The 18261-nt window shown below is 41.8% G+C and carries 18 protein-coding genes; 5 read left to right on the top strand and 13 right to left on the bottom strand.

Annotation, left to right across the window (positions count from 1 at the left end; all coding sequences use genetic code 11):
• Positions 1-50 precede the first annotated feature (50 nt).
• Together ACOB82_RS00985 and purL are read right to left on the bottom strand one after the other, a co-directional pair.
• On the bottom strand, positions 51-257 hold the full coding sequence (locus tag ACOB82_RS00985; RefSeq protein WP_448211037.1) for a DUF1275 family protein: 207 nt from the start codon (positions 255-257) through the stop codon (positions 51-53).
• Positions 258-337: 80 nt separating this feature from the next.
• Positions 338-4264, bottom strand: a complete 3927-nt coding sequence (gene purL / locus ACOB82_RS00990; RefSeq protein WP_448211038.1) for a phosphoribosylformylglycinamidine synthase — start codon at positions 4262-4264, stop codon at positions 338-340.
• Positions 4265-4505: 241 nt separating this feature from the next.
• Here purL and mltF point away from each other — a divergent pair, with 241 nt between their 5' ends.
• Positions 4506-5912 (top strand): membrane-bound lytic murein transglycosylase MltF, encoded by a 1407-nt coding sequence (gene mltF / locus ACOB82_RS00995; RefSeq protein ID WP_448211039.1) that lies wholly within the window; start codon positions 4506-4508, stop codon positions 5910-5912.
• 392 nt (positions 5913-6304) lie between these two features.
• On the opposite strand, the gene ACOB82_RS01000 is transcribed toward mltF, so the two are convergent.
• The 5 genes from ACOB82_RS01000 to ACOB82_RS01020 form a co-directional block, all read right to left on the bottom strand.
• Positions 6305-6652, bottom strand: a complete 348-nt coding sequence (locus ACOB82_RS01000; protein WP_448211040.1) for a DUF1428 domain-containing protein — start codon at positions 6650-6652, stop codon at positions 6305-6307.
• Between the two features lie 89 nt (positions 6653-6741).
• The gene (locus tag ACOB82_RS01005) at positions 6742-7272 is read right to left on the bottom strand and encodes a transcriptional regulator ArgR (RefSeq protein ID WP_448211041.1); all 531 of its coding nucleotides are present in this window, start codon (positions 7270-7272) and stop codon (positions 6742-6744) included.
• Between the two features lie 54 nt (positions 7273-7326).
• A complete protein-coding gene (tadA, locus tag ACOB82_RS01010) occupies positions 7327-7902 on the bottom strand; it encodes a tRNA adenosine(34) deaminase TadA (RefSeq protein ID WP_448211042.1) in 576 nt (191 codons plus the stop codon).
• Positions 7902-9086, bottom strand: coding sequence for a radical SAM family heme chaperone HemW (hemW, locus tag ACOB82_RS01015; RefSeq protein ID WP_448211043.1), 1185 nt, complete (start codon positions 9084-9086; stop codon positions 7902-7904). The genes tadA and hemW overlap by 1 nt, the downstream gene beginning before the upstream one ends.
• A 3-nt stretch (positions 9087-9089) precedes the next feature.
• Positions 9090-9674: an XTP/dITP diphosphatase gene (locus ACOB82_RS01020; RefSeq protein ID WP_448211044.1), complete on the bottom strand. Its 585-nt coding sequence runs from the start codon at positions 9672-9674 to the stop codon at positions 9090-9092.
• A gap of 176 nt (positions 9675-9850) precedes the next feature.
• Between ACOB82_RS01020 and ACOB82_RS01025 the strand changes: the two genes are divergently transcribed.
• The gene (locus ACOB82_RS01025; RefSeq protein WP_448211045.1) at positions 9851-10762 is read left to right on the top strand and encodes an EamA family transporter; all 912 of its coding nucleotides are present in this window, start codon (positions 9851-9853) and stop codon (positions 10760-10762) included.
• Between the two features lie 286 nt (positions 10763-11048).
• On the opposite strand, the gene ACOB82_RS01030 is transcribed toward ACOB82_RS01025, so the two are convergent.
• The 4 genes from ACOB82_RS01030 to ACOB82_RS01045 all read right to left on the bottom strand — a co-directional run bounded on the left by ACOB82_RS01030 (position 11049) and on the right by ACOB82_RS01045 (position 13811).
• On the bottom strand, positions 11049-11498 hold the full coding sequence (locus tag ACOB82_RS01030) for a DUF4426 domain-containing protein (protein ID WP_448211046.1): 450 nt from the start codon (positions 11496-11498) through the stop codon (positions 11049-11051).
• Positions 11499-11594: 96 nt separating this feature from the next.
• Positions 11595-12143, bottom strand: a complete 549-nt coding sequence (locus tag ACOB82_RS01035; RefSeq protein ID WP_448211047.1) for a YggT family protein — start codon at positions 12141-12143, stop codon at positions 11595-11597.
• Between the two features lie 82 nt (positions 12144-12225).
• Positions 12226-13038: a pyrroline-5-carboxylate reductase gene (proC, locus tag ACOB82_RS01040; RefSeq protein WP_448211048.1), complete on the bottom strand. Its 813-nt coding sequence runs from the start codon at positions 13036-13038 to the stop codon at positions 12226-12228.
• 101 nt (positions 13039-13139) lie between these two features.
• Positions 13140-13811 (bottom strand): YggS family pyridoxal phosphate-dependent enzyme, encoded by a 672-nt coding sequence (locus ACOB82_RS01045; protein ID WP_448211049.1) that lies wholly within the window; start codon positions 13809-13811, stop codon positions 13140-13142.
• A 40-nt stretch (positions 13812-13851) separates the two neighbouring features.
• On the opposite strand from ACOB82_RS01045, the gene ACOB82_RS01050 reads away from it, so the two are divergent.
• The 3 genes from ACOB82_RS01050 to ACOB82_RS01060 all read left to right on the top strand — a co-directional run bounded on the left by ACOB82_RS01050 (position 13852) and on the right by ACOB82_RS01060 (position 16813).
• Complete coding sequence (locus ACOB82_RS01050) at positions 13852-14895, top strand: type IV pilus twitching motility protein PilT (RefSeq protein ID WP_448211050.1); 1044 nt, start codon at positions 13852-13854, stop codon at positions 14893-14895.
• Between the two features lie 60 nt (positions 14896-14955).
• Positions 14956-16092, top strand: coding sequence for a PilT/PilU family type 4a pilus ATPase (locus ACOB82_RS01055; RefSeq protein ID WP_448211051.1), 1137 nt, complete (start codon positions 14956-14958; stop codon positions 16090-16092).
• Positions 16093-16273: 181 nt separating this feature from the next.
• Positions 16274-16813: a DsrE family protein gene (locus tag ACOB82_RS01060; protein WP_448211052.1), complete on the top strand. Its 540-nt coding sequence runs from the start codon at positions 16274-16276 to the stop codon at positions 16811-16813.
• Between the two features lie 10 nt (positions 16814-16823).
• Here the strand turns inward: ACOB82_RS01060 and ACOB82_RS01065 are convergent, their stop codons facing one another.
• Together ACOB82_RS01065 and ruvX are read right to left on the bottom strand one after the other, a co-directional pair.
• The gene (locus ACOB82_RS01065; RefSeq protein ID WP_448211053.1) at positions 16824-17768 is read right to left on the bottom strand and encodes an AEC family transporter; all 945 of its coding nucleotides are present in this window, start codon (positions 17766-17768) and stop codon (positions 16824-16826) included.
• A 13-nt stretch (positions 17769-17781) separates the two neighbouring features.
• Entirely contained in the window at positions 17782-18225 is a 444-nt protein-coding gene (gene ruvX / locus ACOB82_RS01070; RefSeq protein WP_448211054.1) for a Holliday junction resolvase RuvX, read from the bottom strand.
• Positions 18226-18261 lie beyond the last annotated feature (36 nt).

The raw sequence follows: 18261 nt of genomic DNA on the forward strand, positions 1-18261 counted from the left end.
ATCGGCGGTGTTAGCGTGTTGCCGTTAGCCGTAATAACAACCAAAAAGAACTACTGAAAACGCTTTAAATATAGGCGATAAAGTATGGCACTGCTTAAGCAAATAGTGGCAGGAATAATCAATGCGTAAAATTGAACTTGCAGAAAAAGCCAGGCACCGAAGGTGCCACCGAGAATGAAACTACAAATAATTAATGTAAATAGCTGTGCTTTACGTTTATCAAGCGCTTCACCTCTAAAGACACCACCAATCATCATAATAAGCGAGGAAAGAGGAGTATTACGAGGGCAATAAAAAACGCCCCGAAGGGCGTTTAATTAAAAGTTAAGCCTCGCGATTAACCAATAAATTTACGAGCATTGCGGAACATGCGAACCCAAGGAGAGTCCTCTTGCCATTCTTCTGGGTGCCAAGAGTTAGCAACCGTACGGAATACACGCTCTGGGTGTGGCATCATAATAGTTACGCGGCCATCAGTGGTGGTTAAAGCAGTAATACCGTCTGGAGAACCATTCGGGTTCGCAGGGTATGTTTCAGTAACATCACCATAGTTATTCACATAACGCATTGAGACAGTGCCTGAATTATTCGCAGCATCAATGGCTTCATCAGAAGCAAATTCAGTGCGACCTTCACCGTGAGAAACCGCGATTGGCATACGTGAACCTTCCATGCCTTTGAAGAAGATTGACGGACTTTCTTGAATTTCTACTAATGAGAAACGTGCTTCAAAACGCTCTGATTCGTTCTGAACAAAGCGCGGCCATGCTTCACTGCCTGGAATGATTTCTTTTAAGTTAGAAAGCATCTGACAGCCGTTACACACACCTAATGAGAACGTACCTTCGCGGTGGAAGAACGCTTTGAACATTTCACGTGCTTTTGCGTTAAATAAAATTGATTTTGCCCAGCCTTCACCTGCGCCAAGTACGTCACCGTAACTAAAACCACCACAAGCAACTAAGCCGTTAAAGTCAGCTAAGTCAACGCGATCTGCTAAGATATCTGACATGTGAACGTCAATCGCTTTAAAGCCTGCTCGGTCAAAAGCCGCTGCCATTTCAACGTGCGAGTTAACACCTTGCTCACGTAAAATAGCGATTTTCGGATTAGTGCCGTTTTGTGCATCTTTAGCAATTAAATCAGCAACGATATCTTCATTAATATCGAAAGTTAATGAAGCATTTAAACCTGGATCTTCAGTATCGAATTTAACGTCAAATTCTTCTTGTGCACACTCTGGGTTATCACGCATTGCTTGCATTTTCAGCGTAGTTTCCGCCCAAACTGTGCGGAAGTAGGTACGTGAGTTTTCTAATACCACTCGTTCATCACGAGTAAAGGTGATCATGTCTGTATCATTGATACGAGCAACATCTGCGCAGTAATCTAAAATACCGTACTCAGAGAATATGGTATGAATTGCATCAACATCTTGTTCGCGAATTTGAATAACCGCACCTAATTCTTCGTGGAATAGTACTTCTAAATCGCTACCTTCAAATACGCTTAAATCAACGGTTACACCAGTGTGACCAGCAAATGCCATTTCGGCGATAGTGGTAAATAAACCACCGTCACTGCGATCGTGGTACGCTAATAACTTACCTTCGGCAACTAATGTTTGCATCGCATTAAAGAAGCCACGTAATACATAAGCTTCATCAACGTCTGGCGTTTCTTTACCAAGTTGTTTGTACACTTGCGCTAAACATGAACCACCTAAACGGTTTTTACCGCCTGATAAATCAATAGCAACAATACGCGTTTCGCCAAGGTCAGTGCGAAGCTGCGGGGTTACCGTTTTGCGAATATCTTCAACACGACCAAAGGCTGTGATAATTAGTGACATTGGCGCAGTAACGGCTTTGTCTTCACCATTTTCTTGCCACTGAGTTTTCATCGACATTGAGTCTTTACCCACAGGAATGGTTAAGCCAAGCTCAGGGCACAGCTCTTCACCCACGGCTTTTACTGCTTCGTAAAGACCGGCATCTTCACCTGGGTGACCTGCTGGCGACATCCAGTTAGCTGAAAGCTTAATACGGTTTAAATCACCAATATCAGCACCCGCAATGTTGGTTAACGCTTCGGCAACAGCTAAACGGGCAGATGCGCCGTAGTTTAATAGAGCAACTGGTGTACGCTCACCCATAGACATAGCTTCACCATGGTACGAATCAAGCGCTGCTGCGGTTACGCCGCAATCAGCTACTGGTACTTGCCAAGGGCCTACCATTTGGTCGCGCGCAACCATACCCGTAACTGAGCGGTCACCAATGGTTACTAAGAAAGTTTTCTCAGCAATGGTTGGTAAGCGTAATAAGCGATCTGCTGCTTCTGCAACATCAACACCCGCAAAGTCTAATTCGTTACCTGCAGTTGGTACTGATTTCACATCTTTAATGATTTTTGGCGTTTTACCTAAAAGTACATCAAGTGGTAAATCGATTGGCGTGTCTTTATCAGTACCGGCAAAGTGTGAGTCAGTAACGGTTAAGTGCTCTTCTTCTGTTGCCTTACCAACCACAGCAAATGGCGCACGTTCACGCTGACAAATTTCTGCAAATAATGGTAATTGCTCATCTGATACCGCTAATACATAACGCTCTTGAGATTCATTACACCAAATTTCGTGTGGTGCCATGCTACGTTCATCGTTTGGTACGTTACGTAGTTCAAAGTTACCACCTCGGCCGCCGTCTGATACTAATTCAGGGAAGGCGTTTGATAAGCCACCGGCACCAACATCATGGATAAATAAAATAGGGTTGTTTTCGCCTAGCTGCCAACAACGGTCAATAACTTCCTGACAACGACGCTCCATTTCTGGGTTTTCACGTTGTACTGACGCAAAATCTAAATTCTCAGCCGATTGACCAGACGCCATACTTGATGCAGCGCCGCCGCCAAGGCCAATGTTCATTGCTGGGCCACCTAACACAATTAAGTTAGCGCCAACATTGATTTCGCCTTTTTGCACGTGCTCTTCACGAATATTACCTAAACCACCAGCGATCATAATTGGCTTGTGGTAACCACGTACTTCAACGCCGTTAAATGAGTTCACTTGCTCTTCGTAAGTACGGAAGTAACCTAAAATTGCCGGACGACCAAATTCGTTGTTAAATGCCGCGCCACCTAGCGGGCCTTCAATCATAATATCAAGGGCAGTCACAATGCGATCTGGCTTGCCGAAATCAGTTTCCCATGGCTGTTCAAAACCTGGGATGCGTAAGTTAGATACTGAGAAACCGACTAAGCCCGCTTTAGGTTTTGAACCAACACCGGTTGCGCCTTCATCACGAATTTCACCACCAGAACCGGTCGCCGCACCTGGGTAAGGTGAGATAGCCGTAGGGTGGTTATGAGTTTCCACTTTCATTAAAATATGGATATTTTCGTGGTTGTAACCGTATTCTTTCGTTTCAGGGTGTGGGAAGAAACGTCCACCTTCTGAGCCCACCATAACCGCAGCGTTATCTTTATAGGCTGATAACACGTAAGCTGGGTTAACTTCATGGGTGTTGCGGATCATTTTAAATAATGATTTTTCTTGTTTTACCCCGTCAATAGTCCAGTCAGCATTGAATATTTTGTGGCGACAATGCTCTGAGTTTGCCTGGGCAAACATATAAAGTTCGATGTCATGTGGGTTGCGACCTAGTTTAGCAAAGTTGTCAGCAAGGTATGTAATTTCATCATCTGCTAGTGCTAAACCTAAATCAACATTGGCTTTAACTAAGGCTTCACGGCCACCTGCCATGACATCTACTGATGAAAACTCACCCGGCTCTGCTGTGGCAAATAACGCTTGCGCATCGTTAAATTCTGAAAATACCGACTCCATCATGCGATCGTGGATCAGATTATTTAATTGTTTTTCCTGCTCAGTCGTTAACTTATCGCCCGTTACGTAATAAGCGATACCGCGCTCTAAGCGGATAACTTTAGCTAAACCACAGTTGTGAGCGATGTCGGTTGATTTTGAAGACCAAGGAGAAATAGTGCCTGGACGAGGAGTAACAAGTAACAAAGTGCCTGCTGGCTCATGCTCTTCAATGGTTGGACCGTATGTTAACAGCTTAGCTAATACTGCTGATTCATCAGCTGTTAGCTCTGCTGACAAGTGCGCAAAGTGGGTAAACTCTGCATAAATGTCGGTTACAGGAAGGTCAGCTTCAGCACACTGAGTCAGGAGTTTTTGAATTCTAAAATCTGATAGTGCCGGAGCGCCACGAAGGGTTTGGATCAACATCGCCATTTGTTTACTCACTAGTAAATTTAGTTATTTTCACCTAGTAATTTAGTCTGTATCTTCATTTGTAATAAGATGATTAATTAATAGGTGATAAACATGGGGTAAAAATCGCGCGTATTATAGAGGAAAGAGAAGCTTTTGATAAGCAAAACATTTATTAATAGTAGGGGCTGGCTAGCGAGTTAACTCAGTATTAACAAAAAAACCTTTATCTATGTATTATTTCACGACACAATGACTTGGTATGAATGAAAAATTTATAAAAACCAACCAGATGTTCAAGTTTTTTAAGCTGTTAAGCCTATCGCTTATTGTAGTGCTTTTTGGCTGTCAGCAAGAAGCTGACCAGCCGAGTTTACAGCGCATTTTAGAGCGTGGTTATGTTGCTGTCGGTACGCTTTATGGCCCTAATTCCTACTATATTGGCGCAGAAGGCCCAGCAGGTTTTGAATATGAATTAGCGGAAAAATATGCACAATCGTTAGGTGTCGATTTAAAAATTTTACCCAGTTATAGCCTAGAAGAGCTATTTCCTCGTTTAAATTCTGGTGAAGTGGATTTTGTTGCAGCGGGCCTTGCGGTTACCCCTCAACGTTTAAACCAATATGATTTTGCACCAAGCTATGATTCAGTCAGTCAAAAATTGGTGTTCCTTCAAGGGGAAAAACGGCCACGAACTCTTGATGACTTAACAGGCACCTTGATGGTGTCGACAAATTCCAGTCATCAGGAAAACCTTCAGCAGCTAGCGCAAACAAATGAAGCGTTGGTGTGGCAAGAAACCGCAGAATTTGACAGTGAAGAATTGTTATTGAAAGTACTGGCGGGGGAAATTGATTACACTGTCGTAGATAGCCATGTGCTGGCAATTAATCGTCGCTATTACCCCGATATTAGCATTGGCTTTACCATTAAAGATCCTGAGCCATTGGCGTGGCTAGTTAATAAACAAAGTGATGATTCAATACTGGGTAGCCTAATTGAGTTTTTCGGTCAGGTGCATCATGACGGTACGCTTTTGGCACTTGACGATAAATACTATGGTCATGTCGAACAATTTAATTATGTTGATACCCAAGCATTTCTTGCGGCAATAGAGCAAACATTACCAACCTATCAACCGGTGTTTGAAAAGTACGGTCAGGATATTGACTGGAAATTATTGGCGGCAATTAGCTATCAGGAATCTCATTGGAACCCCAAGGCGCGATCACATACCGGTGTGCGCGGCATGATGATGTTAACCTTGCCAACTGCCAAGCAAATGGGGGTTAAAAGTCGTTTAGATCCCGAACAAAGCATTGCTGGTGGTGCGAAATATTTTCATAATCTGATTGAGCGTATTCCTGATCGTATTCCGTTTCCTGATCGCATGTGGTTTGCGTTAGCTTCCTATAATGTTGGTTTTGGTCATGTGAACGATGCTCGAATTTTAACTCAGCGCCAAGGCGGTGATGCTGATCGGTGGGTAGATGTAAAGTCGCGACTACCGCTACTTAAGCAGAAAAAATATTATAAAACCCTTAAATATGGTTATGCTCGTGGCGATGAGCCAGTCAATTATGTCGAGAACATTCGTCGCTATTATCACACCCTTAGTTACTTTGATGAAAAAGTGAAAAAACAACCTGTTACAAATATTAGTGAGTAACCAGTCAAAAAATCTTGACTAACTAGTCAAGCTTTGTCATAAATTCGTCACAAAGTTTCGGTATTCTTTGTGTGGTATACCGATATACTTTAATGAGTTGGTAATAATGAGTTGGTAATTCGTTAACCGAAGGTTTAACCGAGTCATTCAACTGAAATGATGAGTTATGACACTTGCTATTGGCAGGAAAAGTAACTCGAGTAATAGACAGTCAAATTAACTAGGAGAAAGTTGATGTTGCGTAAAAGTCGCAAAATTCAACTCAGTATTCAACGAAAAAAGATGCTGAGAGATAATCAACGCAAAATCTGTAATCGCAGACATGCGTACTTCAAACAAAGCCTGATGGACTAAGCCTCAGGCTTTTTTGTTTGGGTTAACGTTGGGCGTAATTATTCATTCACTATCATTTCAAAGCCACCATAAATCATTCTTTTTGCATCAAATGGCATTGGGTTTTGCTCTGCATCGTATTCTGCCATCACCGCTTTCATTCCACTTTCTCTAACCGCTTTTGATGGCCAAGTAACCCAAGAAAATACCACCGTTTCGTCAGGCTGACAGTTAACTGCCATAGGAAAAGACGTTAGTTCTCCATCTGGTACATCGTCGCCCCAACATTCAACATAGTTTAATGCGCCGTGCTTTTTAAACAACGGCACTACTTGTTGACAATGGGCTAGGTATTTTTCTTTGTTTTCAGTGGGAACTGCACTAACAAAACCTTCAACGTAATGCATAATTTGTCCTTATTAAACAGGCTTTATACCAAATTCAATAAATATAGCGTATAGGTTAATTAGCTGCTGTGGTATTTATGGTGTTAGTGCTATTTTCGCTGAATTGGAATGCCCAGTAGCGAGATGATTGCTTGTGAAAGTTGTTCAATATTATTGATATCTTCCGGAATAATGAGCACGGTATCATCACCGGCAATGGTGCCTAAAATACCAATAGATTCTTCGAGTGAATCTAACACTCTCGCCATTAGAGGAGCACCGCCAGTACCGGTTTTTAAGACGATTTGATAGTTGTTGTGTTTTAAATCGAGGGCGATAGTTTCAATAGGATGCTTAGTTTTAGGAATAATCAGTGCATCAGGCAGGTTGTAACATATTTCATTTTGGCTATTACGAGTTTTGACCGCGCCAAGCTTTGCCAGCATTCGAGACACTTTTGACTGTGAGACACTATTAAAACCTTGCCCGGCAAGTGCAGCAGCTAATTCTTCTTGTGAACGATAACTACCTTGTTTTAACAGCGCTTTAAATACTTGTAGTAGCGCTTGTTCGTCTTTTTGATTTTTCTTGGTCATACGCAGTTCTTCAATCGTGTGATCAATGGTGTTGGCAATGATCAAATTTTTCCGAGGTTTTATTTGTTGTTTTTATTTTTAGCTATTTTAGTTTTTTAATTACTTTAAGGCGTTAGCTTGATTGTCAGCCAATTGCTTTGCCTGCTTCATTGCTTTTTTTTCTTGGCGGCGACGCTTAAAAAAGTTTGACAACAGGTTGGCGCATTCTTGCTGCATTAAACCATGTTTTACGCCAATTTGGTGATTTAATTTATCATTATTTACTAAATCAAATACCGAGCCTGCAGCACCGGTTTTTTCATCGGCTGTGGCAAAAACTATTCGAGAAATTCTGCTGTGAACCAGTAACCCTGCACACATTGGGCAGGGCTCAAGAGTTACATAAAGTGTGCAGTCTAGTAATCGGTAATTATTCAGGTGTTTTCCGGCTGCCCGTATTGCCAACATTTCAGCATGAGCTGATGGGTCATTGTCCATGATTGAACGATTATAACCTTCACCAATAATTTCACCGTTGTACACAATAACTGCGCCAACGGGAATTTCATTTAAACTCTCCGCGATTGCTGCCAACTCGAAAGCGCGTGCCATAAATTGACGGTCAGTTTCGGTAAACAGCTCACCAGCTTCGGTAAATGGCTGATTAGTCTCAGATATTGGCGTTTCGTTAGCCATTATAAAAACAGCTCCAATAAGTCATTTAAATAACGATGACCCAGAGGCGTGACTTGCCACAGATTACCGCTTGCTGATAGCAATTTTTTGCTGGTGGCAATCTCAAGCGGCTTAGCAATACTTGATAGCGCTAATCCGGTGGTTTGGCTAAAGCGGTTAATATCGAATGTCTCGCGCAGCCTTAACTGGTTCATCATAAACTCAAAGGGCAGTTCATCGGTCGTCACTTCGTTGAGGTGATCAAGAGCAGGTCGATTCGCTTCTAAATAACCCTTAGGATGTTTTACTTTTACCGTGCGGTAAATTTTATTGGCATTGATGTCAGTGATCTTGCCATGAGCGCCACAGCCAATACCTAAGTAATCGCCAAAGCGCCAATAATTCAGGTTATGCTGGCTTTGGACACTAGGTTTACTGTAGGCGGAAATTTCATATTGCTGGTAACCCGCGGCATTTAATAGGGCAACACCTTGCTCTTGAATTGACCACAATGTTTCATCTTCCGGCAATTTTGGCGGTTTTGAAGCAAAAGCTGTGTTTGGCTCTATGGTTAATTGATACCAAGAAAGGTGATCAGGATTTAATGCTATGGCTTGCTTAAGATCATCGAGAGCATTTTCTAAACTTTGGTTGGGCAAGCCGTGCATTAAATCTAAGTTAAAACTTTTTACGCCACAGCTTTTAGCAAGCTCAGCGGCTCGTATTGCTTGGGCATTGTTATGAATGCGCCCAAGTTTAATTAGCTTATCTGACTCAAAGCTTTGTACACCGATAGATAAACGGCTAACACCAGCACTGGCAAATCCGCTAAATTTATCTGCTTCTACCGTGCCTGGGTTAGCTTCTAACGTGACTTCAATATCATCATCTTTATCAAAGCGTTCAAACACTTGCGACAACAGGCTGGCAATTGCATCAGGCGAGAATAAACTTGGCGTACCGCCACCAATAAAAATACTGTGGAGTTTTCTATTGGTTAAGCTAAAGCGGGCGATATCATCATCAAGATCTTGGATCAGCGCAGTAACATAAGCTTGCTCTGGTGGCTCAGCTTTTAAGGCATGAGAGTTAAAATCGCAATAGGGACACTTTTCCACACACCAAGGAATATGGATATACAGCGATAGAGGTTGCTGAATTAATTGTGTTTGCTGAGATAGTTGTGCTTGCTGAATTAACGCCATTAGTTAAAAGTGCTCAGCCAGTAATGTCAATGCTTTGCCGCGGTGACTTACGCTATTTTTTTGCGCTCGGGTAAGCTGTGCGGAACTACACTGGTGTGACTCAACCCAAAAGAGTGGATCGTAACCAAAGCCTTGTTCGCCGTGCAGTTCAGTTAAAATACTGCCTTCCCAGACGCCGTGGCAAATTACCGGGGTTGGATCATCCGCATGACGCATATACACCAGCACACAATGGAAACGGGCGCTGCGCTGCTCAGCAGGTACATCAGCCATCGCGGTTAGTAACTTTTGATTATTGCTGGCATCGGTTGCATCCTCGCCACTATAACGGGCAGATTTAACCCCCGGCGCGCCATTTAACGCGTCAACTTCCAAGCCTGAGTCATCAGCAATGGCAGGTAAGCCGGTAATTTTCGCCGCATGTCGAGCCTTGATGATGGCATTTTCAACAAACGTGGTGCCAGTTTCAGCAACATCAGGCACATCAAATTCACTTTGCGGCACAATATTAATTTGGTGTTTGGCCAGTAAAGTAGCCAGCTCTGCGACTTTACCCTTGTTGCCTGTGGCTAAAACGATAGTTGACATAAAATATGCATTTAAAAGCTAATAAAAATTGCTGCGCATTATATCAATTGCTTTGGCAAATTGTTAATTTAAGCCTGATTTTTTCGCCGAATTTTATATTAGGTCGTGTGGCTTGTTTGCACTTGGCAGGATTAATCTCATCACTACTTTATATCTGTTTTTGCTAAGGAAAAGCCATGTCACTTAAAGACAGTTTGCTTGCGCTAGTTATTATTTGTATTTGGGGATTTAACTTTATTATTATCGCCTGGGGCGTAGAGCAAATGCCGCCATTGATGCTAGGTGCGGCTCGCTTTCTTTTTGTTGCCGGTATCGGTAGTTTATTTATGAAAAAGCCGAATATTCCGTGGCGTTGGATGGCTTTGTATGCCATTACCTTATGTTTTGGTCAATTTGCTTTGCTCTTTTCCGCACTAGCCTTCGGTATGCCGGCTGGGCTGGCCTCTTTGGTACTACAATCTCAAGCGTTATTTACCATTATTTTCTCTGCCTTGGCGTTAAAAGAGGCGATTAAACCAAGTCAGTTATTAGCCATGCTAGTTGCCGGAATTGGCTTAACCATTATTGCCGGTAGTGAACAAGCTACCGAGATGACAGCAATCGGTTTTGGTTTAACCATTGCCGCAGCGATTTCTTGGGGCATAGGTAATGTGGTTAATCGCACGATAAATCAACGAGGCTATCGCGCTGACTTAGGACTAGTTGTATGGTCGGCGTGGTTTGCCATTATTCCTTTTGCCATCAGCAGTGTCGTTTTTGAAGGTACAGATGCTATCAGTCAAAGCTTAATGAATTTTAATTGGATTGGTTTAGGTGTATTACTGTATTTAGCGTTTGCTGCATCAATGTTAGGTTACGGTTTGTGGGGATATTTGCTGGCGCATTATCCTGCAGGCCATGTGGCACCAATGACATTGGCTGTGCCTGTGGTTGGTTTAATTTGTGCGATGTTTTTCCTTGATGAACATATCAGTAATAGTCAGGCAATTGGCATTTTGGTTGTAATGCTTGGTTTGCTGATTAATGTTAGAGGGGAGTGGTTGTTTCGGAAATTGTTTCGTAAATCGAACGTCTATTTGCCTAAATAGTTTAGTAATTAAGCTCGCTGAATTAGTGAGAGCTACTTTTATCGTCATTCCTGCGAAAGCAGGAATCTTTTAAGTGTTTGCCTAAATAGCATTTGTGAAGATCCCGCATCAAGTGCGGAATGACGGCAAGGTTGAAAGTGCGGAATGACGGCAGCTTTGAATGAGCCTTAAATTCAACTTCTTTCCCATTGAAGCGGGCTAATACATAATCCCGCAACTAGTGCGGGATTATTCAAATTTCCATATGGAAAATTAATATCAACTGATAAAAGTAAAGCGTTGAAAATTACTCAACGTAAAACGTTTGTTCAAAATTTAACGTATGGCTTTCTTTACCATCAGTTACTGTTATCTCAAATTTCACTTTTTCTTTATCGCGATAATTTAGCTGGGCTAAATAATAAATCGCATCGCCTTCTTTGACCTCTTCAAAGTCTAGGCGTTTAAATTGGCCAGTGATATTTTCAGCAGTGCCACTAATAGAAACGGCTTTTGCTTTTCTTTGTGGCAAACTGTTATCAAGTACGGAAATATTAATTAAGGCATTATATTTACTGCGTTCAATGCCATATGCTTTGGCTACTTGTGGGGTTAAAAATGTTGCACCTATGGCCATATAATGGATATCCATTGTGCCCATAGATTTCATGTTTTCTGCGCGAAGCGCATGGCTAGTGACGACGGTTGTTAACACTAGTAATGCACAGGCCCACCATTTGTTGATTAATTTATTCATCTGGATGTCCTTCATTAAAAGTCACTTACATTGTTAATTGTAGTCAAATATTGACTGAACCACTGGCTAATATTGCAAAGCAATAGACTTACCCTGCTACAACATTGCCCAATAAGGAATTGCGCCAGAAAGTAATATATTGATTACATTTAAGATTAAAAACGCCACTAATATTGATAAGTCTAAACCACCAATCACCGGCACTACGCGGCGAATGGGTCGTAAAAAGGGTTCAGTTAATTGCTGGAAGATCACCATAGTTGGGTTATAACCTTGTACCACCCAGCTCATAATCGCCATCACCAACATAATCAGGAATAATAAAAAGCCAACCTGTTTAATTAATGCTAAAACGCCAAAATATGAGGCAGCTAATAAGTCAAATGGCCCGCCGTTAAGCATTGGAATTACAATAAATTCTAGCGTTTGGAAAATAAATGCTAGCAACACTGTGGCTAAATCTATACCGCCAAGCCCAGGTATCAAGCGACGAACGGGTACGACAACTGGGTTGGTTACTTTGACAATAAATTGGCTTAACGGGTTATAAAAATCCGCTTTAACTAACTGAAGCCAGACGCGTAGAATAAGCACCATAACCATGGCATCAAAGAAAAATCTAAGCAAATAGTTAATTGCTTCCATTTAATTACTCCTAAAAAGATTCGGCTCAATCATAGGCGAGCATCGAGGCAGAATCGAGCACAAATCTATAAAAACTGTAAATTTATTTGTTCGCCATTTCTTTTGCACGACTAATTGCCGCTTGCATGGCTTTGCTAACTAATTCTGGTAAGCCACCGTCAATAAATGTGGTAACTGCTTCATGGGTGGTACCACCTTTTGAGGTAACGTTGGCCCGTAATTGTGCAATAGAAGTATCGCTATTTTCAATGACCATTTGCGCGGCACCAAGTGCCGTTTGTTGTACCATGGCACGTGCATCTTGTTCACTAAAGCCTAAACGTACAGCTTCATCGGCAATGGCTTCCATAAATAAGAAAAAGTAAGCTGGGGCAGACCCAGTTACCGCAATAATATGATCTATTTCAGCTTCAGAGTTTAGCCATTTGGCAATACCGGTTGCCTGTATTAGTTTATCGACAAATGCTTTTTGCTCACTACTGACTTCTGGTGATGGAAATGCACCTGAAACACCTAAACCAAGTTGTGACGGAGTATTTGGCATAGTGCGAATAACGGCTTTGTTACCACCTAATGCCGCTTGAATTTGTGACATAGTGGTACCGGCGGCTACCGAGATAAAACACTTGTCATCAATAGTGAGCTTTTCGGCAATATCTTGGCAAACTTGTTCAATAAAATGCGGCTTTACCCCAAGTACCACGTAATCGGCAAAACCTGCCGCTTCAATATTCGATGAAGTTTGACCAATGCCAAATTCGTTTGCCAGAGCAATACGTTTACCTTCTGACGGATTCGACACTATGATGTCGTTAGGGTTAAAACCACTTTTAACTAAACCTTGAATGATGGCACGGTTCATATTGCCGGCGCCAATAAATGCAACTTTGCTCATATAACTCTCTTGATTCGTGTGAAAAGTATTGGGTGAAATAATGATGAGTTGTTATCCGCTATTTTAAGTCATAATCCTTAGCTATACTCATTGCCAATAAATTAATTGCGCTCACCAAAAATAGCGGTGCCGATTCTGACCATAGTTGATCCTGATAAAATGGCTTGTGTTAAATCATTAGACATCCCCATTGATAAGGTATCTACAGTATCATATTGCGCATGCAGTTGGCTAAATAGCTCAGCCATTTGTTGATAAACCACTACTGGCGCATTTTTTTGTGGGATCGCCATTAGCCCGCGCAACGTTAAATGAGTGCAATTGTTAACATATTGAGCTAAATCAGAAATTTCTTCTAGACTGATGCCTGATTTCGAGTGTTCCTGACTAATATTCACTTGTAAACAGATGTTGAGCGGGGTATCTTGACCCGACCTTTGTTCATTCAAGCGAGCGGCAACTTTAATTCGGTCAACGCTATGCACCCAGCTAAAATTTTCGGCAATCAGTCGGGTTTTATTCGATTGTATAGGACCAATAAAGTGCCAACAAATCTCCGGCAAATGAGACAATAATGCAATTTTATCAACGGCTTCTTGAACATAATTTTCGCCAAAATGACGTTGGCCAGCCTGATAGGCTTCAAGTACCAACTCAGACGGTTTAGTTTTGCTGACGGCAAGTAGTTGTACATCAGTGTCATTGCGATGTGCTTGTTGGCAAGCTTGAGAGATTTGTTGGTGAATTTGCGCTAAATTGTCTTTAATGTTCATGGTTGCTTTAAAAAATTATTACCCAGAGTAAGAGGTTCTTATGGATATTACCGAATTATTAGCCTTTAGTGTTGATCATAATGCATCTGACTTGCATTTATCGACAGGTACGCCACCGTCAATTCGTGTTGATGGTGATGTTCGTAAACTAAATATTCCATCCTTTGATGCTAAAGATGTTAATGCCTTAGTGTATGACATTATGAGCGATCGTCAGCGAAAAGAGTACGAACAAAATCTCGAAGTGGATTTTTCATTTGAAGTACCAAACCTTGCACGTTTCAGGGTAAATGCCTTTAATCAGGCACGTGGGCCAGCTGCAGTATTTCGTACCATTCCAAGTAAAGTATTAACGTTAGAAGATTTAGGCTGTCCTGATATTTTCCGCACCATTGCCGATAATCCGCGTGGTTTAGTGTTAGTGACAGGACCAACTGGTTCGGGTAAATCAACCACGCTTGCTGCCATGGTCGATTATATTAATGCCAATAAATATCACCATATTCTGACCATTGAAGATCCGATTGAATTCGTCCACGAAAACAAAATGTGTTTGATTAACCAGCGGGAAGTGCACCGTGATACTTTAAGCTTTGATGCTGCGCTGCGCTCAGCACTTCGTGAAGATCCGGATGTTATTCTAGTGGGTGAGATGCGTGACTTAGAAACTATTCGCCTTGCTATGACTGCCGCGGAAACGGGTCACTTAGTATTTGGCACGCTACATACGACCTCGGCACCTAAAACCATTGACCGTATTATTGATGTATTCCCAGCCGAAGAAAAATCTATGGTGCGTTCAATGTTATCTGAATCGTTACGTGCGGTAATTTCACAAACACTAGTGAAGAAAGTTGGTGGTGGCCGAGTCGCTGCCCACGAAATTATGATTGGTGTACCAGCTATTCGTAACCTTATTCGTGAAGATAAAGTGGCACAAATGTACTCGGCAATCCAAACCGGTATGTCGCATGGTATGCAAACCATGGATCAGTGTTTGTTAAACTTGGTTAACCGTGGTTTGATTTCACGTCAAGATGCCGCTGGTAAAGCACAAGATAAAAATCAATTCCAAAGCTATTAAGCAGTAAGTTATAGGAAATGGTGCCGCTGCGATATTGAGTGGCATCAAAAGGAGTGAAGCATGAACTTTCATCAGTTATTGCAAAAAATGGTTGAAGAACAAGCCTCTGATATGTTCGTTACCGCAAAATTGCCGGTAAGTTGTAAGATAAATGGTGAGTTGCAACCGATAGACAGTGAAGTGTTAAGCCCTGAACAAGCATTAGGACTTGTGCACGATGCTATGAACGATAAGCAAAAAGCCGAGTTTGAAAAAGACAAAGAATGTAACTTTGCGATATCAATTGATGGCATTGGTCGTTTCCGTGTTTCGGCATTTTGGCAACGCGATATGGCGGGTATGGTTATTCGCCGTATTGTCACTGATATTCCTGATGCCGATGATTTAGGCTTACCGCCGGTATTAAAAGATGTGGTGATGTCTAAGCGCGGCCTAGTGTTATTCGTTGGTGGTACAGGTACCGGTAAATCAACGTCAATGGCGGCGCTTATTGGCTACCGTAATAAAAATTCTCGCGGCCACATCTTAACCATCGAAGATCCGGTGGAGTTTGTTCACGAGCATGGCAAAAGTATGATCACCCAACGTGAAGTGGGCTTAGATACTGAAAGTTTTGATGCGGCGCTAAAAAGTTCGCTACGTCAGGCGCCTGATGTCATCCTTATTGGTGAGATCCGTTCTCAAGAAATTATGGAACATGCGCTGTCGTTTGCTGAAACTGGTCACTTATGTATTGCTACGCTGCATGCGAACAACGCTAACCAAGCCATTGACCGTATCATGCACTTAGTACCAGCAGAGCAACATCAGAAACTACAGTTTGATTTAGCGCTAAACTTACGCGGTATTATTGCTCAGCAATTAGTACCAACTAAGGATGGCCATGGCCGAGTTGCAGCCATTGAGATCTTATTAAATTCGCCATATATCGCTGAGCTAATCAAAAAAGGCGATGTTGGTAGCATTAAAGAGGTGATGGAAAAATCGACTGAGCTTGGCATGCAAACCTTCGATCAGGCTTTGTTTAATTTGTATCAGCAAGGGTTAATTAACTACGCTGACGCCTTACATCATGCTGATTCACCAAATGATTTACGCTTAATGATCAAATTACGTTCTAATGATCAAGGTGGCGTTGGTGGCTTGCATGGGGTAACACTTGCTGGCATGGAAGATAAACAAGGCGATGACTTTTAGTCATTAAGTTACTTAAAATAAAAGGCCAATAAACTGGCCTTTTTTATTTTAACGCAACTATTTAACTTTGTGATAAATTTACAAAAAGTGAGTTTTAAGGCACTTTGTTTTCAAGGTGATTTTTATCAAGGTAGTTTTTTATCAACATAGCTTTTATCAAGAGAAGTGCGCAAGGAGATGTATGAATAAATTACAACAAGCAACGTTGGCCTTAGCATGCTTAATGCTAATACCAAATAGTTTTGGTGCTGAGTTTAAAGAAGGCCCTGTTATTACGGGCTTTGGCAGTCACACGGCAGTAGTTCAAACAACACCGATTAGCAGCGACACTCAGCTAAAAGTGATATTTGATGTTTCCAAGCAAACAGGTGAGGGTGAAGTTAATCGCCAGTTCAATTCTTTAGCGCGCTTTATTAATATGCATGTCGCCAATGGTCTTAAGCTAGAAAATATTCATTTAGCCCTGGTTGTTCATGGTAAAGCGGGTTTTGACATTTTATCGGATGACGCCTACCAACAACAATTTTCGATGAAAAACCCAAACACGCCCTTGTTAGCTCAATTAATGCAAGCGAATACCCAAGTGTATATTTGTGGCCAATCGGCGGCATATTACAAAATTAAAAATGAAGACTTAGCCAAAGGCGTAAATGTGTCGTTATCCGCGATGACAGCTAATGCCTTATTGCAACAGCAAGGCTATACAATAAACCCATTTTAATGATTAGCTGCTAAAGTCCCAAAAAGATTAACCAGCAAGGTAGCGTGATAATTGACGCTACTGTGCTGGCAACCACAGTACTAGCAACTGCTTTACGATGAACTTCATGCACCTGAGCAATTAAATAGGCATTCACTCCTGTTGGACACGCGCTCATGATCACTAAGACCTTAACGACAAATGGCTCAACATTAAGTAAATAGCTAGTTGTTAGATAAACGATTGCCGGTAATATTGCTAATTTTAAAATACAGGCTATTGCAATAAAGGTACGTTCACCTTTAATTGAGTATTTAGCTATTGAAGTGCCTAAGGCAATTAACGCTAATGGTATTGCCGGTTTGGATAACATTTCAAGCGTTGTCGCCACTGGCTGTGGAAAGCTCAGCCCTGTTAAATTGATTGATAATCCAGTTAATATCGCTAGCACCAATGGGTTTTTAATCGTGTGCTTAATAAAGCCTAAACCACCTAATCGCGACGGCTTGTCATCATTCGTCTTTTGGACGCAGGCAATGGCACTAGTTATGGTAAAAAGCATTGCGCTATGAAAAGCGACAATCATAAAAACAATGGGCAGCGCTTGATCGCCCATCACTAATAACAGCAGCGGTAATCCAACAATAATGATATTGGAATAGCAGCCGCCTAAGGCAAAGGTCGCAGAGGCTGCATAGTTTTGTCGATATTGTTTATGCCACAAAAAGTTCGCCACAAAGCCAATAGCAAAGGTGACTAACACCGGCAGATAGAAAGACATAAATAGCTGAGGCTGAAGTTGACCATCTAAATCTGCTGTTGCCATGCGATAAAACAGAAATGCTGGTAAAAAAACAGCAAAGGTTAGCTTACTTAATCCTGCAATTTGCGTTTGATTAAGCCACTGTTTTTTATCGATGATATAACCCAATAACGCGAGTAACAGAAGTGGCGAAACGATAGTGAAAATATTCATTTAAAGGGAAGGTCTAGTCGTAGAGTTGTTCAAAATAACTTTCGATTATTAATTTCGCAGATTCGGCATCGACATTATCTTTACTTAAATTACGATAGCCACCGCGAGAAAATAACTGTTCTTTGGCTGAAGCTGTGGTTAAGCGTTCATCTTGAAATTCAACGGTAATGCCATAGCGGCCGAACAAGCGGTTGCCAAATTTCTTTGCATCTTTGGTGAGTTGTTGTTCGCTGCCGTCCATATTTAATGGTAAACCTACAACAATATAATCTGGCTGCCATTCGCTAAGGTATTGCTCAATGAACTGCCAGTTAGGAATGCCATCTTTAGCCTTTACCGAGCCAAGTGGTGAGGCGGTGCCAGTAATTTCCTGACCAACGGCAACGCCAATATATTTTTTACCGAAATCAAAACCAATGGCAGTACGTTCACCCAATGATTTTTGTATTTTTGTCATACCGCATAGCTCTAATTAATAATGAGAGGGATTGAG

It is taken from the genome of Colwellia sp. MEBiC06753, from assembly GCF_053470325.1.

Excerpts from the sequence above, each read along its gene's own strand:
- ACOB82_RS00985 (WP_448211037.1), bottom strand. The coding sequence starts at position 257 with ATGATGATTGGTGGTGTCTTTAGAGGTGAAGCGCTTGATAAACGTAAA.
- purL (WP_448211038.1), bottom strand. The coding sequence starts at position 4,264 with ATGGCGATGTTGATCCAAACCCTTCGTGGCGCTCCGGCACTATCAGAT.
- mltF (WP_448211039.1), top strand. The coding sequence starts at position 4,506 with ATGAATGAAAAATTTATAAAAACCAACCAGATGTTCAAGTTTTTTAAG.
- ACOB82_RS01000 (WP_448211040.1), bottom strand. The coding sequence starts at position 6,652 with ATGCATTACGTTGAAGGTTTTGTTAGTGCAGTTCCCACTGAAAACAAA.
- tadA (WP_448211042.1), bottom strand. The coding sequence starts at position 7,902 with ATGGCTAACGAAACGCCAATATCTGAGACTAATCAGCCATTTACCGAA.
- hemW (WP_448211043.1), bottom strand. The coding sequence starts at position 9,086 with ATGGCGTTAATTCAGCAAGCACAACTATCTCAGCAAACACAATTAATT.
- ACOB82_RS01020 (WP_448211044.1), bottom strand. The coding sequence starts at position 9,674 with ATGTCAACTATCGTTTTAGCCACAGGCAACAAGGGTAAAGTCGCAGAG.
- ACOB82_RS01025 (WP_448211045.1), top strand. The coding sequence starts at position 9,851 with ATGTCACTTAAAGACAGTTTGCTTGCGCTAGTTATTATTTGTATTTGG.
- ACOB82_RS01030 (WP_448211046.1), bottom strand. The coding sequence starts at position 11,498 with ATGAATAAATTAATCAACAAATGGTGGGCCTGTGCATTACTAGTGTTA.
- ACOB82_RS01035 (WP_448211047.1), bottom strand. The coding sequence starts at position 12,143 with ATGGAAGCAATTAACTATTTGCTTAGATTTTTCTTTGATGCCATGGTT.
- proC (WP_448211048.1), bottom strand. The coding sequence starts at position 13,038 with ATGAGCAAAGTTGCATTTATTGGCGCCGGCAATATGAACCGTGCCATC.
- ACOB82_RS01045 (WP_448211049.1), bottom strand. The coding sequence starts at position 13,811 with ATGAACATTAAAGACAATTTAGCGCAAATTCACCAACAAATCTCTCAA.
- ACOB82_RS01050 (WP_448211050.1), top strand. The coding sequence starts at position 13,852 with ATGGATATTACCGAATTATTAGCCTTTAGTGTTGATCATAATGCATCT.
- ACOB82_RS01055 (WP_448211051.1), top strand. The coding sequence starts at position 14,956 with ATGAACTTTCATCAGTTATTGCAAAAAATGGTTGAAGAACAAGCCTCT.
- ACOB82_RS01060 (WP_448211052.1), top strand. The coding sequence starts at position 16,274 with ATGAATAAATTACAACAAGCAACGTTGGCCTTAGCATGCTTAATGCTA.
- ACOB82_RS01065 (WP_448211053.1), bottom strand. The coding sequence starts at position 17,768 with ATGAATATTTTCACTATCGTTTCGCCACTTCTGTTACTCGCGTTATTG.
- ruvX (WP_448211054.1), bottom strand. The coding sequence starts at position 18,225 with ATGACAAAAATACAAAAATCATTGGGTGAACGTACTGCCATTGGTTTT.